We start from the raw sequence: 16039 nt of genomic DNA, 5'->3' as shown, positions 1-16039 counted from the left end.
CATGGGCGATAGTATTCTTTCTCAGGCCGAAATCGATGCGCTGCTCAATGGCGACAGCGATAAGAGTGATGATCCGAAACCGGGTATGGGCGGTGATAGTGATATTCGCCCCTATGACCCGAATACCCAGCGCCGCGTGGTGCGTGAACGCCTGCAAGCGCTGGAGATCATCAATGAACGTTTTGCGCGTCAGTTTCGCATGGGGTTGTTCAACCTGCTACGTCGTAGCCCGGATATCACCGTTGGCGCGATCCGCATTCAGCCCTATCACGAGTTTGCGCGTAACTTACCCGTTCCGACCAACCTTAACCTGATCCACCTGAAACCGCTGCGCGGCACCGGCCTGTTTGTATTCTCGCCGAGCCTGGTGTTTATCGCCGTGGATAACCTTTTCGGTGGTGATGGACGCTTCCCGACGAAAGTGGAAGGCCGTGAGTTCACGCATACTGAACAACGCGTGATCAACCGCATGCTCAAACTGGCGCTCGAAGCGTACAGCGATGCATGGAAGGCCATTAACCCGCTGGACGTAGAATATGTACGTTCTGAAATGCAGGTTAAGTTCACCAACATTACTACGTCGCCGAATGATATTGTCGTCAATACGCCGTTCCATGTGGAAATCGGCAACCTGACCGGTGAATTCAACATCTGTCTGCCTTTCAGCATGATTGAGCCGCTGCGCGAGTTACTGGTGAACCCGCCGCTGGAAAACTCACGTACCGAAGACCAGAACTGGCGTGACAATTTAGTGCGTCAGGTTCAGCACTCTGAACTGAATTTGATTGCCAATTTCGCGGATATTCCCCTGCGCCTGTCGCAGATACTTAAGCTCAAACCCGGCGATGTGCTGCCGATTGATAAACCCGATCGCATTATCGCTCATGTGGACGGCGTACCGGTGCTTACCAGCCAGTACGGTACAGTCAATGGACAATATGCGTTACGTGTAGAGCACCTGATAAACCCGATTTTGAATTCGCTGAATGAGGAACAGCCCAAATGAGTGATATGAACAATCCGTCCGATGACAACAACGGCGCAATGGACGATCTGTGGGCTGACGCGTTGAACGAACAAAAAACCTCGACTGGCAGTAAAAGCGCGGCTGATGCCGTGTTCCAGCAGCTTGGCGGAGGTGAAGTGAGCGGCAATCTCCAGGATATTGACCTGATTATGGATATCCCGGTCAAGCTGACGGTCGAACTGGGCCGTACGCGAATGACTATTAAAGAGCTGCTGCGTCTGACGCAGGGTTCCGTAGTCGCCCTCGACGGGCTGGCAGGCGAGCCGCTGGATATCCTGATTAACGGTTATCTGATTGCGCAGGGTGAAGTGGTTGTCGTCGCCGATAAATATGGCGTGCGTATTACCGATATCATCACCCCGTCTGAGCGTATGCGTCGTCTGAGTCGTTGAGCCGAGCATGAAAACACAGGCCACGGTTTCCCAACCGTCTGCCATTTCCGGTTCGCCGCTGCTGCAAGTCAGCGGCGCACTGCTTGGCATTATTGCGGTGATTCTTGTTGCCGCGTGGCTGGCAAAACGCCTCGGTTTTGGCGGCAAAACCGCTGGTGCCAGGGGTTTAAAAGTGACGGCCAGCGCCTCTGTCGGCACGCGTGAACGCGTGGTGATTGTCGATGTTGAAGATGCACGCCTGGTGCTCGGCGTGACTCCCACCCAAATAAACCTGTTGCACAAACTTCCTCCTGCACCTGCTGAAAGTGAAGACGTGAACGACAAAAATGCGGATTTCCAGTCCGTGATGAAGAATTTGCTTAAGCGTTCCGGGAGATCCTGATGCGCCGTTTGTTACCCCTTGTACTGGCTGGTTTATGGCTGGTTACGCCTGCCGCTTTCGCTCAACTTCCTGGCCTTATCAGCCAGCCGCTGGCTAACGGTGGTCAGAGCTGGTCACTGCCGGTGCAGACGCTGGTGTTTATCACCTCCCTCACCTTCCTGCCGGCAATACTATTGATGATGACCAGCTTCACCCGCATCATCATTGTGTTTGGTCTGCTGCGAAATGCGTTGGGTACGCCATCCGCGCCACCAAACCAGGTACTGCTTGGACTGGCGCTGTTTTTGACCTTTTTCATTATGTCGCCGGTTATTGACAAGATTTATAGCGACGCCTATCAACCGTTCAGTGAAAACAAGATTTCCGTGGATGTGGCGCTGGATCGCGGCGCAAAGCCACTGCGTGAATTTATGCTGCGCCAGACCCGGGAAGCCGATCTGGCGCTATTTGCCCGACTCGCTAATGAACCGCCCATTCAGGGTCCGGAAGCCGTGCCAATGCGGATTTTGCTGCCTGCTTATGTAACCAGCGAGTTGAAAACGGCTTTCCAGATCGGTTTTACGATTTTTATTCCATTTCTGATTATTGACCTGGTGATCGCCAGCGTGCTGATGGCACTGGGGATGATGATGGTGCCGCCCGCGACCATCGCCCTGCCGTTCAAGCTGATGCTCTTCGTGCTGGTGGATGGCTGGCAATTACTCGTCGGCTCGCTGGCGCAAAGCTTTTACAGTTAGGAGTAAAGCATGACACCCGAATCGGTCATGATGATGGGCACCGAGGCGATGAAAGTGGCTCTCGCGCTCGCTGCCCCATTACTATTGGTTGCGCTGATCACGGGTCTGGTGATCAGTATTTTGCAGGCTGCAACGCAGATCAACGAAATGACGCTCTCTTTTATCCCGAAAATCATCGCCGTATTTATCGCGATTGTGGTTGCCGGGCCGTGGATGCTGAATTTGCTGCTTGATTATGTGCGTACCCTGTTCAACAACATTCCTTATATCATCGGGTAAACCCGCTTATGCTGAACGTCACCAGCGACCAGTGGCTCCATTGGATCAGTATGTATTTCTGGCCGCTGCTGCGTGTAATGGCGCTGATTATGACGGCGCCGATCCTCAGTGAAACGCGTATCCCGCGTCGCATTAAAGTTGGGCTTGGGATTGTCATTACCGTGGTCATCGCCCCGACGTTGCCACCAACGCCCGATGTCGGCATTTTTTCACCGCCAGCGCTGTGGCTGGCGTTACAGCAAATTCTGATTGGTATCGCGCTCGGTTTTACCATGCAGTTTGCTTTTGCCACCATCCGCACCGCCGGTGAATTGATCGGCCTGCAAATGGGCCTCTCCTTCGCCACCTTTGTCGATCCCTCCAGCCATTTAAACATGCCGGTATTGGCGCGCATTTTGGATATGCTGGCGATGCTGCTGTTCCTCACTTTCAACGGACATCTGTGGTTGATTTCCATGCTGGTAGACACCTTCCACACACTGCCTATCGGCGGCAATCCGGTAAACAGCAATGCGTATCTGGCAATCACCCGGTCAGCGGGAATGATTTTCATCAATGGCCTGATGCTGGCATTACCGATTATCACCCTGCTGCTGACCATTAACCTGTCACTCGGTTTGCTAAACCGTATGGCTCCTCAGCTATCAGTTTTTGTCATTGGCTTTCCGGTGACATTAAGCGTAGGTATTTTGCTGATGGCGGTGATGATGCCGTTGGTTGCACCTTTCTGTGAACGCTTATTCAGTGAGTTTTTCAATTTGTTAGCCGAAATTGCCAGTGAACTACCACAGAATACTAATCCGTAGCTTTAGCATTGTCTTTATGAGGATAATCCTAAAGTAAAATTTGCAAAACATCTTCCAACATATATCTGGCGCGGCTTATTTGTTTTTAGCCGTCTCACAGAACGCAACATTTACTTTACTTTGAGATGATTCCTGGCAAATTATACATAACTTTACGGGATAGTGGATTCGCCTGAAGTCTTCATCCTGCATTTCAGTAATATAAGTTGTTCCTGTATGGCTTCGGAAGCTTCTGGCGGGTGGTGAATTATCGTTACGCATTGAGTGAGGGTCTGCCATGTCAACGATTATTATGGATTTATGCAGTTATACCCGGTTGGGACTAACAGGGTATCTGACGAGTCGGGGGGTTAAAAAGCGAGAAATCAACGATGTACAAACCGTTGATGAACTCGAATCAGCTTGCGCCACATTTCAGCCATCGGTGGTGTTTATTAATGAGGACTGCTTTATACATGACCCAAGCAGCAGTCAACACATTAAGCAAGTCATTAACCAACATCCCCGAACACTGTTTATCGTGTTTATGGCGATAGCCAATATTCACTTCGATGAATATCTTTTGGTACGTAAAAATTTATTGATTAGTTCTAAATCAATCAAACCTGAGTCGCTGGACAATATTCTGGGAGATTATCTTAGTAAGGAGAAAAAAAACGTTGGAACCATTAATTTACCCACGCTTTCATTGAGCCGTACAGAGTCCAGCATGTTGAAAATGTGGATGTCCGGTAAAGATACTATTCAAATATCGGATCAGATGAATATTAAAGCCAAGACGGTATCCTCACATAAAGGCAATATAAAAAGAAAAATAAAAACACATAATAAACAAGTTATTTACCATGTCGTACGTCTTACCGATAATGTCACGACGGGTATATTTGTTAATATGCGTTAGAAAAGTAGTATTGTTTTCACCCTCCCTGGCTGGAGGGCGAAATATTATTCTACTCGCTCGACAAAAACCCCATCAGGGTGGTTATTTTCGTTAAAAAACCAAATACCGAGCGGGTAATCTTCAAGTGAAACCAGGTACATCGTACCCTCATTGAATGCTTCAACAGCCAATACCACACCCGGACGGCGTGGACCTCCGTCCGTTTTGACTGTGACCCGATCGTTAACCTTCATATTTACCCTCCTGTCGCATTTACGCCAGTGTAGAACAAAACGCCGATGCTGACAGCGTCCCGGCATTTAGCTGGCGATTTTTTCTACCGTCTATACTTAACAACGGCATTGCAACGAGGTGACAGCATGAAAACGGCAAAAGAGTACAGCAATACCGTCAAGCGCAACGTCGATATTGACGTTGATGCGCTACTGGCGGCCATTAATGAAATTAGCGAAAGCGACGTTCATCGGATTGAAGATGAAGAGGGTCAGCGCGTCAGCGTTGATGGTCGCGAATACCACACCTGGCGGGAGCTTGCGGAGGCGTTTGAACTGGATGTTCATGATTTCAGCATCACGGAAGCGAATCGCTGAAGAAACATCCCGGCCGGACAATGGCCGGGATAAAGCTTGCTTTCGCAAGAAGCACTTAAAATTCGTACACCAGGGAATCTGATGTCGTGAAACTGTATCGACAAAAACAGACGATCACAAGAACTATTGATTAGGCGAATAATTAGGAATGTAACTGTATTTTTTGAATACGCCGCCTGCCCTTTTCCGAATGCTAAGGAGCTGAAAATGCCGAGTCTGGACGATCCCCTACTGGTATTTACCGATGTCGATGGCACGCTGTTTGATAACCATACCGGCGACTGGCAAGCCGCAGCAGAATGGCTTGTTTGCCTTCGCGAGAAGTCAATCCCGGTCATTTTATGCTGCAGTAAAACGGCCGCAGAGATGATGGCTCTTCAGAAATTGCTGCAACTGCAGGGACTGCCGTTTATTGCTGAAAACGGCGCCGTCATTCAGCTTGATGAACAGTGGCAGGATCATGAGGATTACCCGCGTATTATCAGCGGTTCGCCCCATACTGATATTGCCGATGTACTGGCCCGGCTGCGTCAGCAGCATGGCTGGAAATTCACCACTTTTGGCGAACTGGATGAGTATGTACTGGCAGAAGTGACCGGTTTACCCCTGGCGCAGGCAAACCTTGCACTTCTCCAGGAAGCGTCAGAAACGCTGATCTGGCGCGATAGCGACGAGGCAATGTCCGCCTTCGATAAAACCCTTCAGCAACTCGGTCTGCGATTTGTGCAAGGCGCGCGCTTCTGGCACGTTCTGGATGAACGCAGTGGAAAAGATCAGGCCGTTAACTGGCTCTCGCGTCAGTATCATCACTATCGGGGCCATCGCGCGTTAACGCTCGGCCTCGGTGATGGCCCTAACGATGCGCCGCTGCTTGATAGCGTTGATTACGCTATCGTGGTGAAAGGCATCAATCGCCAGGGTGTACAATTACGTCAGGATTCACCTCAGCGGGTTTATCACACAATACAGGAAGGCGCGGCAGGCTGGCGCGAAGGTATGGATCATTTCTTCGGCTCGCCGTCCGTAAAGCACACCTGATTGCGTCCGTTGTTTTTCGCAAGGTACAGGCGACGATCAGCAACAGATTGCAGGGATTCGAAATCGTAATCACCGTTCTCTGCCGCATCGCAGACGCCCAGCGACACCGTAATGTGCAGTGTGATGTCTTTTTGCACCAGAATCTCTTTCCCCCGTATTCGTGCACGAATACGTTCGGCAACCCGGACAGCCTGCTTCAGTGTGCTGCCCGGCAGCAGGATACAGAACTCTTCCCCACCGACGCGCCCGGCGACATCCTGCTCGCCGATAGTATTGCTGATCATCCCGGCGGCATGAGAGATCACTAGATCGCCAGCCTGATGACCGAAATGGTCGTTAACGCTTTTAAAATGATCGAGATCCAACTGGATAACGGCAAACGACAAATTCTCCGCATGCGCCTGTTCGGATAATATTTTTGCCCGTTCAAAAAAGGCCCCCCGGTTATACAGGTGCGTTAACGGATCGAACCACGCCTGCCACTGCAATGTGTTCTGCATACTGTACATATTATTCACCATCCTGCGGATAACCCTCCACGAGAACAGCAGCATGCCGGTAAAAAGCAACCACAGCAGTGACAATGCAATGCTGATGTGCCCAAAATCGCCGGTTAGCCCTTCCCGCAACGTGTGAATCCGCACCAGTACACCACCAAACTGTTTCAGTTTTTGCCAGCTCACATAGCGGGAGCCGAGATGGCGTCCGCCGACGGTATCGTGTTCCATATCTGCCAGCAGTAGGTTGTATTCATCCGCGCTAAATCCGGACACGGTTCCCTGTTCCTTCAGTGTGCTGGTCAGCAGGTTAAAGCGGCTGTCATAAAGCAGATATTGCCCCCCTTCCTGACCTTCGCGCGATTTGACCAGTAATCGATTGATATCTCTAACGGGGAAGCTCAACACCAGCACACCGTACCAGTATTGCTGGTAATCCAGCGGTATGCTGACAGCAACGAACCCGCTTTTTTCGCGGCCCTGGTGCGCCTGATCGGTATACCAGCGAACACCACGGTTGCGATTTTCCTGTTGTTGCTGTCCCCGAAACCAGGGGCGCATCAGCAGGCGGTAATAGGTCGGAATGATTTTTTCTTCACTCTGCACCGGATTTGTTGAGATATAGAAACCGGCGCGGGAAATGTAATATGCCTGGTATGGCAACATGGATGCATTGGCAGAGAGGCGAAACAGATAGCCGAGCTCCATCGCCATGGTCAGCTCGTCAGGTAAGCGCTCATCGTCTCGGTGAAGGAGAGCGGTTTGATTCACAAAATCATCGGATACGCCATAAATGGGCAATGTACGCGTATTATCAAAGCCGATTTGCCACTGCGCCTGTGCGCGCAGCAGCCTGAATGCCTGCTGTACACTACTCAGAGCCTTAAAACCGAGCGGCGTTTGCAGCGCGGCCTGCATGCTGTTGCGGAAAAAAAGCAGCCGATCCACAGCACTCTGCATTTGCATATCCAGCGCGTTACTGACATTTCCCAGCTCACTGCGCTGGCTCGTGACGTAAGCCCCTTGCAGGACAATCACTTCGCGCCAGGTCAGCATCGTGGAGCACACCATGACAATCAGAAAACAAAGGTTAACCACCCGTGCAGGGAGAAAATAACGCTTCAGAGTAATAAAAGGCTTCGGTTGTTTCACGACGCTGTTCTGCCGCACACGAGCTCCCAGGAATTAAGTTTGTATATAGTGCCGCAGTCGGCCTTTTGTACTGGCGTCGAATGGAGAACAGTAAAAAAAACCGCCCTCATAGAAGGCGGCATTCCTGCATTCATTGCACCCTGAAAAAGCGTAGCTAAATCCTTAAAAGAAGCCTTTACCAGTCCAGCAAGATTTAACGCTAAGGACAAGAAGACAGTGTCAACCTGTTTCTGCCCACGTCCACAGGAAGTGTGTTTATACAGGGATAAAAAACGCCCGGCAATAGCCGGGCGATTCTATTGGGTTACACCTGCTCATACGCCCTTTGCCTGTCACCAGGCATCAGTTCATCTTCACGAAAGGCTTCCCGTTTGACTCCGTAGCCATCATACCATCGGCACTCCACCATACCGCTGGAGTAGCCGGTAACGATCATGCGTGGACCACCTTCTTTTGGTATGACTTCATCGCTGACCAAAAAGACCATCACTGCCTCCTGTATCAGGGTGAAACTTTTTCACCTTAGACGAAGTTTGCGGGTTTTGCATAATCGCTACGGCGAGATTTTACTTAGCCGCACTGCGCAGAAGCGCAACCCCTTTGACAACGGCCACAACCAGCGCACCGATGGCGAACCCCAAAAGTAAATTCGCGACAGCCGGTATTAGCATCTGCATCAGCGCGGGCTGGCCAGCCGCGAAATGCGTGATCGCATGGTGCAGCGGCGTTACACCATGCACCACAATACCGCCGCCAACGAGGAACATTGCCAGCGTGCCGACCACACTTAGCGTCTTCATCAGCCAGGGGGCCAGAATAAGCAGTCCTTTACCCATACCCTGTGCCAGCATACCTTTCCGTTCTGCCAACCAGTAACCCATGTCATCAAGCTTGACGATAATGCCCACCAGGCCATAAACACCGATGGTCACCAGCAGCGCAATACCCGATAAAATCAGTACCTGGTTGAGCAATGGCGCGTCGGCCACGATACCGAGTGTGATGGCGACAATCTCAGCTGATAAAATAAAATCGGTGCGGACAGCGCCTTTGATTTTGTCTTTTTCGAACTGTTGCGGATCCTGTGCAGCCAGCGCCTCCAGCCTTTGCTGCCGGGCTTCCGGGTTCTCTTTATGCTTACGCGCAGCCAGGGTGTGCAGTACCTTTTCCACACCTTCAAAACACAAAAAAGCGCCGCCGACCATCAACAGCGGTGTAATGGCCCACGGGATAAACGCACTGATCAGCAAAGCCAGAGGAACAAGAATAACCTTGTTGAGCAGGGATCCGCGCGCCACGCCCCACACAACAGGCAGTTCACGGTTAGCTCGAACGCCGGTTACCTGTTGCGCGTTGAGCGAAAGATCGTCTCCCAGCACACCGGCGGTTTTCTTCGCAGCCAGTTTGCCCATCACGGAAATATCGTCCAGTAAGGTAGCAATATCATCAAGCAACGTTAATAAACTACTTCCTGCCAAAATTTCTTCCTTTTCAGTATGATCACTAAATAAAGTGCAGTATGCAGTAAAAAATCGATGGCGAAAACCACCCCATAGTGTCAACAAAAATTTAACAGCTTCTGCCAAATTAACCACTCGCAACACGTATAGTTTTGACGTTTACTATAAGCCTCGTATCTTTTGTCGTGGTGAGTTATGCGTTTCAGGCAAGTTTTACCGCTTATTGGAGCACTGTTTGCGCTCTATATCATTTGGGGTTCTACCTATTTTGTTATCCGCGTCGGCGTCGAAAGCTGGCCGCCTTTCATGATGGCTGGCATCCGCTTTTTATCCGCTGGCATCGTGCTAATAACCATCCTGTTGCTGAGCGGCCATAAACTGCCACCGATGCGCCCCATGCTCAATGCGGCGCTGATTGGCGTACTGCTACTCGCTGTCGGTAACGGTTTTGTCACGGTGGCGGAACATCAGAATGTACCGTCCGGCATCGCTGCAGTCGTCGTGGCGACCGTACCGCTGTTTACGCTGTGCTTTAGTCATTTTTTCGGTATCGCGACGCGAAAGCTTGAATGGACTGGAATTGCTATTGGTCTGGCAGGGATCATTTTGCTGAATAGCGGCGGAAACCTGAGCGGTAATCCGTGGGGCGCGGTGATGATCCTCGTCGGCTCGCTAAGCTGGGCATTTGGTTCGGTGTACGGTTCGCGGATTGAACTCCCAGGTGGGATGATGGCGGGGGCGATTGAGATGTTGGCCGCCGGGATCGTATTGCTGGGTGCCTCTGCCCTGAGCGGTGAACATCTTAGCACCGTACCGCCGCTATCCGGTTTTTTCGCCGTCGGCTATCTGGCGCTGTTTGGCTCCATCATCGCCATTAATGCCTATATGTTTCTGATCCGTAACGTGTCACCAGCATTAGCAACCAGCTACGCTTATGTGAACCCGGTCGTGGCGGTACTGCTGGGTACGGGCTTTGCTGGCGAACATCTCTCTACCGTTGAATGGCTGGCATTGGGGATCATTATTCTGTCTGTGGTACTAGTGACACTGGGCAAATATCTCTTCCCGCAACGCCCGGTTGTTACGCCTTGCCCGGAGAAGTAATCGTCATTGCATGAATCCCCTGAGTGTCGATCTGCGCGGTTTGCTGCCCCTCGCAGATCCACTCTTCCAGTCGCTCGCTCAGCGCCTGTTCGCTCAATTTCAGCTTGCCGCGCAAGGCGCACTCCCACACCACCAGTACTCGCCAGCTCTGTTCAAGCAGCAATGCGCAATCGCGCGCGTCACGAGCCACATTTTTGCCGATTTTTTCCAGCCAGAAATCCGTACGCGTGGCCGGAATTTTGAACAGATAACAGTCATGGCGATGCCAGTAGCAGCCATGAGTGAAGATCACACAGCGATACGCATCCAGCACAAAGTCCGGGCGGCCGGGTAACGCGGCATCCTGTACGCGAAATGCCAGCCCCAGCGATTGCAGGCAGGCGGCCAGCCGTTTTTCGATAGCCGTATCGCGCGTAGCAATCGCCCGCATATTCTTACTGCGCGTCGCTTTATCATGAACATCCGCCATGTGTTTTCTCGCTTAAGATACTGAGGTACGAAAGCGTCGCAGCACCTCATCATCAATCCGTTGATGATCGCCCTGAAGTTCCGCGCTCAGTTTCGCCATATAATGCACCAGAAAATCGGCGTTATGCACTGCCAGCTCGCGCCCTTTTTCCGTCTGCATGGTGGCAGGCAGTTTCAGTAACTTACAGCGGAAATGATCGAGGGCATAGGCTTTGTCGTCCAGTTCCCGCTCTGCGGCAAAGGGGTCGTTGCCGTCAAAGAGTGCCGCGCCCATCGAGCCGGAGACGGCAAACACGCGAGCCAGACCAATCGCACCAAGCGATTCCAGCCTGTCTGCGTCCTGAACGATTTTGGCTTCCAGCGTGAGCGGCATGATACCTGCGCTAAAGCTGTGCGCTTCAATCGCATGACGCACAGCAGGCACCACGTCTGCGGGAAAATCGGGGAAATCGGCGGCCAGAATTTCGGCGGTTTTTTGCGCCGCCAGTACCGAGGATTGATGGCGTTGCGGGTGGTTTTTTGCAAAACTGACAATGTCATGGAAATAGCAGGCGGCCAGCACCACCAGCCCATCAACCTGCTGCCCCTGCATTAGCGTCTGTGCAGTTTTCCACACTCGACGAAAGTGCGACACATCATGAGCTGCATCAGCATGATTAAAGTGTTGTGTCATCCATTTATCGAAACGGTGCTGCCAGTCAGATAAATTCATTTGAGCGTCCTGTCGATGAAAAATCATTACCATAACATCTTCAGGCATCAGTATCGCGTGGGCGAGTATACCAGGCAATCGCGCCAAGTATCGCGCCCACCACACCGAGCACCAGTACGCTGCTAAAGCTATTGAACCCATCCGTGCTGGTTGCGCCCCTCACACCACTCGCGTTGCCCACAGGCGGCCCGGGCAGCCAAATATCACTCATCAGGCTCCAGATAAACCAGACACAAAAAATCCAGAAAACCCATAACGCCAGCTTTCCCCCCAGACTTCGTTTCGCTTTATCTTCCATAATGTTTTTTTTCCGCGCGGTTAAGGGTGAGAAGGAACAGCTTCTTTCAACACAAATGTGACTACCTTCACATCATATCCTGAGGAAACGAATTTTAAAGATATATCAGCATTATTTATATATCTCTCAATCACACGCCTGAAATCCCTATTTTGGTGCAAAAAACATGATAATAAGCAGAGTGAAAAATAAAATATTTTAGCCTTATTCAAGGTTAAAATATCAGTTTTCTTATTACAAATAATTGTGTAATTACCTTAATTCCTTTATTCCCCGCCTTCCTTGTTTTGTTTTTCACTGTCACTCTTTTTCTGCTTGTCCGACAGTTTATGCCAAATTTTTTATCTGATATAAAAAACCTCTCTTAACACCCTATCGGTTGAAATTGTCAGGTGTAAATTTACACATTAAAAACAATTAGTTATGAAAAAAAATAATCGCATATACAATGATATTAAACCCAGGAATGACAGCACCCCTTATGTTAAATTAATAATATTTAAGAAATTATTTAAACTTTCACACTGAAGGCTTATACTATTTGAAATATAGTGTTTATTAAACATATAAGAAAGCAAAAAGCACATCATCAATATAAGTTGTTTCTCTGCCAGAACAGACATTTTGCCGTTGCCACATGGCTTGCAAAGTGCTTAACAATCGTTAGTCGGTGTATGACGCAAAGTGGCGCATACATTCGTATGATTGCTATTCACTTCAGAATAAGCGACGGGTATCAGTAGAAGGAAAATGGCCCGACTGCGACAACACGAAGACATCAAAAAGGAACACGCATGTTGTCGATGATCAAAATGGCCAACCAGAGCAGAGGAATCCGAGGGTAAAAAATAATAAATCGCATTACGTTTTATGAGATATGTGCACATGACAGATTTCTCCATGATGTGTACCATTCACGCAGTACAAGTGAGGCATTTTTGGAAGAAAATCAGTAAGAAATAATCGATGGGGTGAAGTGGCGGAGAGAGGGGGATTTGAACCCCCGGTAGAGTTGCCCCTACTCCGGTTTTCGAGACCGGTCCGTTCAGCCGCTCCGGCATCTCTCCGTTCAGATGGTTGCCATGATGCCAGGTAATTTGGCATTTTAACAGACCCTGTCCCGTTAATTTGGTTCAAGTGGCGAGTTTGCGAGCAAAACGATGATTAAGTGGCCCTGGAAAACAAAGGACTCCGCTGATGAGGCGGCGTTCCCGTGGGAAGAAGCACTAAATGCCCCGGTATTAGCAAATTTATCGCCTGATGAGCAGGTTAAACTTGTTCAGCTTGCGGATCATTTTTTACAGCAAAAGCGGCTGGTTCCTTTACAAGGATTCGAGCTGGATGCCTTAAAGAGCGCGCGCATTAGTCTGCTCTTTTGTCTGCCGGTGATGGAGCTGGGCCTCGAATGGCTGGATGGTTTTCACGAGGTATTAATTTACCCGGCGCCGTTCGTGGTGGACGATGAGTGGCAAGATGATTTCGGCCTTGTGCATAACCAGCGGATTGTGCAATCCGGTCAGAGCTGGCAACAGGGGCCGATCATTCTTAACTGGCTCGACATTCAGGATTCGTTTGATGCTTCCGGCTTCAATCTTATTATACACGAAGTGGCGCATAAGCTGGATACACGTAATGGCGACAGAGCAAGCGGCATCCCACTGATCCCGCTGCGTGAAGTGGCCGGCTGGGAGCATGATTTACGCGCCGCCATGGATAACATTCAGGATGAAATCGATCTGGTGGGAGAAAATGCAGCCAGCATTGATGCCTATGCTGCAACCGATCCCGCAGAATGTTTCGCCGTGCTGTCGGAGTATTTCTTCAGCGCTCCCGAACTCTTTGCCCCGCGTTTTCCGGCATTGTGGCAGCGCTTCTGCCACTTCTACCAGCAGGATCCGCTCAACCGCCTGCGCGGCCAGGCTGGCGGCTACACTGAAGGGATAAACCAGATACATTAAAACTGCACATTGTGCTTTAATTAGCCAATTGAATCAGCGGGTTAAATTTAGTATTGACACACCAGTACGGGGCCAGTACTATGCGCCCCGTTCACACGATTCCTCTGTAGTTCAGTCGGTAGAACGGCGGACTGTTAATCCGTATGTCACTGGTTCGAGTCCAGTCAGAGGAGCCATATTAAAGAAAGCAGATGTTCACAGACGTCTGCTTTTTTGCTTTACTGCATCCTTGCGAATCTCTATATATTTTTGATTCAACAGGTTAGTATGAAAAATCTTCTTGGTGCGCTTTTATTTTATCTTCCGCATCGAGGAAAATGCTGGGGTCAGATTAGCTCGATAATGGCGTGCCCCCCATATGTTCCTTACCGACGCAAAAATCCGTACTCTTAAGCCTTCTGATAAACCCTTTAAAGTCTCCGATTCCCATGAGCTGTATCTACTGATCAAACCAAGCGGTTCCCGTCACTGGTATCTCAATACCGTATTAACAGCAAAGAATCACGCATTGCACTGGGGGCCTATCCTGTCGTCTCCCTGTCTAATCCCCACCAGTAGACGTTCTGGTAGCACTGGCGTGCCATTTCATTTGAGAGCGAGGATCATCCCTACTGCCCCAGCGACGAGAACGGCATCAATGAGAAGCTCGAACGTGTGCGTCTGGAGTCTCTGGACGAGATGTTTCGCAATCATCGAACCGACGAGCAATGCGATGCCGATGGCAAGTCCACGTGTGATGACGGGCCGCGCAAGTGCGCCCGATACACCGAACGTACCGAGCTTGCCAGCGTAGAGCAGAATTGCGCTTGCCGCCTCTGATCCCAGAAATACGCCGCCACTCATTCCGTAGCCGGTAAATACTGGCACGCTGAGCGGCCCGGTAGATAGCACGAATCCCGTCAGGAACCCGACGATCAGCCCAGCAAAGCTCATATGCCAGATGTTCAGATGAAGGTTCGAACGTCTGAGAAGACGGCGCAGTGGGATCATCACAAGGAAGAAAGTTGCCAGGAAAACCTCCACAGTGGCAGGAGAGATCGTAAGCAACGTGTGCGCCCCAAGCACAGCCGCAGGAACTCCCACCAACGAGTAGGCAAACACCGGTCGCCAACGAATCTCGTGCCACCAGACAATCACCCGACCGATGTTGCCGAACAAGGAGGCGATCGCCATAACAGGCACAGCAATCCGTGGCCCGTACATTGTGACGAGGACGGGCAGCAGGATTAACGACGAGCCAGTGCCGACAACACCGCTGAGCACTCCGGCACCGAGGGCGAGGAAGAAGAGAAGTAATAGTGCAATCATCGACTTTAGGATCAACCGGGGCCGTCGCTCGCAGCCGCAAGAAGCGGCACCAGGATGTCGCTGACAGGCGTTGGAATGCTGTGAACACGGCCGCGACGCGCAATGACGCCGTTGCGGATATCCCATTCGAGCGGTCGGCCTGCTTCTCGATCCGTGAGGATGGAGGTGCTCATGTCTGCGGGAGCCGCCTGGAACTTGTCGAGGATCTCCTGCGGCACTTCGTCCCCGAGTTCTGCTCCTTCTGCACGTGCCACGGACAGGCATTCCTGTAAATAAGCCAGCGTAAGTCTGGCAATGTCAGCACGGCTGAACATGCCAGATCGGCGGTGCGTGAGCGCCATGAGTCCAGCCACTGCGTTTTGCAATAGTTTGCGCCAGGCCAGAGAGCTGAAGTTCGCGGCCAGGTCTACGGAGCACCGCGTACCTTGTAGCGCTTTGGCCACTACACGGGAAGCTGTCGTGTCTGGCAGGCTGAGGCGTACATCGCCGCGCAAACGTACTGAACCATCTGACTGCGTCTGTGCGGGAAACCACACGACAGAGGGAACAATCTGTCCGGACAGAGAATACGTAGCGAGCCTGTCCAATTGTTCGACTCCGTTCTGGAGCACGCATATAACCGTCTCCGGGCCGGTCAACACTTTGAGCCATTCTGCTGCCGCGCCAATTTGTGTGGACTTGACTGCCAGAAAGACAAGATCAGCCGTGCGAGTGATTTGTATTGGATTCGTCTGAATCGGACCGGGTACGGTGATTAAGCGGTCGCCATCTTGCAGGGTTAGGTGATCGCGGGGAGTACGTCCACACAGTAGCGGTGTATGGCCGACTTCGTGTAACACCGCCGCAACTGTGGTGCCGATGGCACCTGGACCCACAATAGCGACAACCATATTGATTTCAGTGCTCATGAATGCGGACTCCTTTTAACAG

General features: G+C 51.0%; 20 protein-coding genes, 2 tRNA genes and 1 pseudogene. 13 read left to right on the top strand and 10 right to left on the bottom strand.

All coding sequences use genetic code 11. From position 1 onward, the window contains the following. Position 1 precedes the first annotated feature (1 nt). The 7 genes from fliM to rcsA all read left to right on the top strand — a co-directional run bounded on the left by fliM (position 2) and on the right by rcsA (position 4524). A complete protein-coding gene (gene fliM / locus BM427_RS17080; protein WP_090123518.1) occupies positions 2 to 1006 on the top strand; it encodes a flagellar motor switch protein FliM in 1005 nt (334 codons plus the stop codon). After that, a complete protein-coding gene (gene fliN / locus BM427_RS17075; protein WP_090123516.1) occupies positions 1003 to 1419 on the top strand; it encodes a flagellar motor switch protein FliN in 417 nt (138 codons plus the stop codon). Before fliM ends, fliN begins: the two co-directional genes overlap by 4 nt. Positions 1420 to 1426: 7 nt before the next feature. Next, positions 1427 to 1801 carry a flagellar biosynthetic protein FliO gene (gene fliO, locus BM427_RS17070; RefSeq protein WP_090123514.1) on the top strand — a complete coding sequence of 125 codons (375 nt, stop codon included), beginning with the start codon at positions 1427 to 1429 and terminating at the stop codon, positions 1799 to 1801. Next, complete coding sequence (gene fliP / locus BM427_RS17065) at positions 1801 to 2538, top strand: flagellar type III secretion system pore protein FliP (RefSeq protein WP_090123512.1); 738 nt, start codon at positions 1801 to 1803, stop codon at positions 2536 to 2538. The genes fliO and fliP overlap by 1 nt, the downstream gene beginning before the upstream one ends. Positions 2539 to 2547: 9 nt before the next feature. Continuing rightward, positions 2548 to 2817, top strand: coding sequence for a flagellar biosynthesis protein FliQ (fliQ, locus tag BM427_RS17060; protein WP_007371488.1), 270 nt, complete (start codon positions 2548 to 2550; stop codon positions 2815 to 2817). Between the two features lie 8 nt (positions 2818 to 2825). Continuing rightward, positions 2826 to 3623 (top strand): flagellar biosynthetic protein FliR, encoded by a 798-nt coding sequence (gene fliR, locus BM427_RS17055; protein WP_090123510.1) that lies wholly within the window; start codon positions 2826 to 2828, stop codon positions 3621 to 3623. 277 nt (positions 3624 to 3900) lie between these two features. Then, complete coding sequence (gene rcsA, locus BM427_RS17050; protein ID WP_090123508.1) at positions 3901 to 4524, top strand: transcriptional regulator RcsA; 624 nt, start codon at positions 3901 to 3903, stop codon at positions 4522 to 4524. Positions 4525 to 4568: 44 nt separating this feature from the next. On the opposite strand, the gene dsrB is transcribed toward rcsA, so the two are convergent. Continuing rightward, a complete protein-coding gene (gene dsrB, locus BM427_RS17045; RefSeq protein WP_090123506.1) occupies positions 4569 to 4757 on the bottom strand; it encodes a protein DsrB in 189 nt (62 codons plus the stop codon). Positions 4758 to 4883: 126 nt separating this feature from the next. On the opposite strand from dsrB, the gene yodD reads away from it, so the two are divergent. Continuing rightward, entirely contained in the window at positions 4884 to 5114 is a 231-nt protein-coding gene (yodD, locus tag BM427_RS17040) for a YodD family peroxide/acid resistance protein (protein ID WP_090123504.1), read from the top strand. Between the two features lie 207 nt (positions 5115 to 5321). After that, on the top strand, positions 5322 to 6152 hold the full coding sequence (locus BM427_RS17035; RefSeq protein ID WP_090123502.1) for a mannosyl-3-phosphoglycerate phosphatase-related protein: 831 nt from the start codon (positions 5322 to 5324) through the stop codon (positions 6150 to 6152). Here the strand turns inward: BM427_RS17035 and dgcQ are convergent. From dgcQ to BM427_RS17020, 3 genes are all read right to left on the bottom strand, one after another. After that, positions 6116 to 7801 carry a cellulose biosynthesis regulator diguanylate cyclase DgcQ gene (gene dgcQ / locus BM427_RS17030; protein WP_244316569.1) on the bottom strand — a complete coding sequence of 562 codons (1686 nt, stop codon included), beginning with the start codon at positions 7799 to 7801 and terminating at the stop codon, positions 6116 to 6118. The two genes, BM427_RS17035 and dgcQ, sit on opposite strands and share 37 nt — an antisense overlap. 304 nt (positions 7802 to 8105) lie before the next feature. Then, the gene (locus BM427_RS17025) at positions 8106 to 8288 is read right to left on the bottom strand and encodes a YodC family protein (RefSeq protein ID WP_090123499.1); all 183 of its coding nucleotides are present in this window, start codon (positions 8286 to 8288) and stop codon (positions 8106 to 8108) included. A gap of 79 nt (positions 8289 to 8367) precedes the next feature. Beyond that, complete coding sequence (locus BM427_RS17020) at positions 8368 to 9279, bottom strand: DUF808 family protein (RefSeq protein ID WP_090123498.1); 912 nt, start codon at positions 9277 to 9279, stop codon at positions 8368 to 8370. A 177-nt stretch (positions 9280 to 9456) separates the two neighbouring features. Here BM427_RS17020 and yedA point away from each other — a divergent pair, with 177 nt between their 5' ends. Beyond that, positions 9457 to 10365, top strand: a complete 909-nt coding sequence (gene yedA, locus BM427_RS17015; RefSeq protein WP_090123496.1) for a drug/metabolite exporter YedA — start codon at positions 9457 to 9459, stop codon at positions 10363 to 10365. On the opposite strand, the gene BM427_RS17010 is transcribed toward yedA, so the two are convergent. The 4 genes from BM427_RS17010 to BM427_RS16995 form a co-directional block, all read right to left on the bottom strand. Further along, positions 10343 to 10834, bottom strand: a complete 492-nt coding sequence (locus tag BM427_RS17010) for a very short patch repair endonuclease (RefSeq protein ID WP_090123495.1) — start codon at positions 10832 to 10834, stop codon at positions 10343 to 10345. The genes yedA and BM427_RS17010 overlap by 23 nt on opposite strands. A 12-nt stretch (positions 10835 to 10846) precedes the next feature. Further along, positions 10847 to 11545: a phosphohydrolase gene (locus tag BM427_RS17005; RefSeq protein ID WP_090123493.1), complete on the bottom strand. Its 699-nt coding sequence runs from the start codon at positions 11543 to 11545 to the stop codon at positions 10847 to 10849. Positions 11546 to 11585: 40 nt separating this feature from the next. After that, entirely contained in the window at positions 11586 to 11843 is a 258-nt protein-coding gene (gene drpB, locus BM427_RS17000; protein WP_090123492.1) for a cell division protein DrpB, read from the bottom strand. Between the two features lie 977 nt (positions 11844 to 12820). Next, positions 12821 to 12910 (bottom strand) — tRNA-Ser (locus tag BM427_RS16995). A gap of 93 nt (positions 12911 to 13003) precedes the next feature. Here BM427_RS16995 and mtfA point away from each other — a divergent pair. The 3 genes and pseudogenes from mtfA to BM427_RS16980 form a co-directional block, all read left to right on the top strand. Next, positions 13004 to 13801, top strand: coding sequence for a DgsA anti-repressor MtfA (mtfA, locus tag BM427_RS16990; protein ID WP_090123491.1), 798 nt, complete (start codon positions 13004 to 13006; stop codon positions 13799 to 13801). A 100-nt stretch (positions 13802 to 13901) separates the two neighbouring features. Then, a tRNA-Asn gene (locus BM427_RS16985) sits at positions 13902 to 13977 on the top strand. Positions 13978 to 14159: 182 nt separating this feature from the next. Beyond that, a pseudogene (locus BM427_RS16980) lies at positions 14160 to 14356 on the top strand (Arm DNA-binding domain-containing protein); the annotation flags it as partial. Positions 14357 to 14386: 30 nt separating this feature from the next. Here BM427_RS16980 and BM427_RS16975 read toward each other — a convergent pair. Further along, positions 14387 to 15109 (bottom strand): sulfite exporter TauE/SafE family protein, encoded by a 723-nt coding sequence (locus BM427_RS16975; protein WP_090123859.1) that lies wholly within the window; start codon positions 15107 to 15109, stop codon positions 14387 to 14389. 11 nt (positions 15110 to 15120) lie between these two features. Beyond that, complete coding sequence (locus BM427_RS16970) at positions 15121 to 16017, bottom strand: oxidoreductase (protein WP_090123489.1); 897 nt, start codon at positions 16015 to 16017, stop codon at positions 15121 to 15123. Positions 16018 to 16039 lie beyond the last annotated feature (22 nt).

The organism is Kosakonia arachidis, assembly GCF_900116535.1.
GTDB classification, from domain to species: domain Bacteria; phylum Pseudomonadota; class Gammaproteobacteria; order Enterobacterales; family Enterobacteriaceae; genus Kosakonia; species Kosakonia arachidis.
This window is presented reverse-complemented; position numbering and strand designations above follow the sequence as displayed.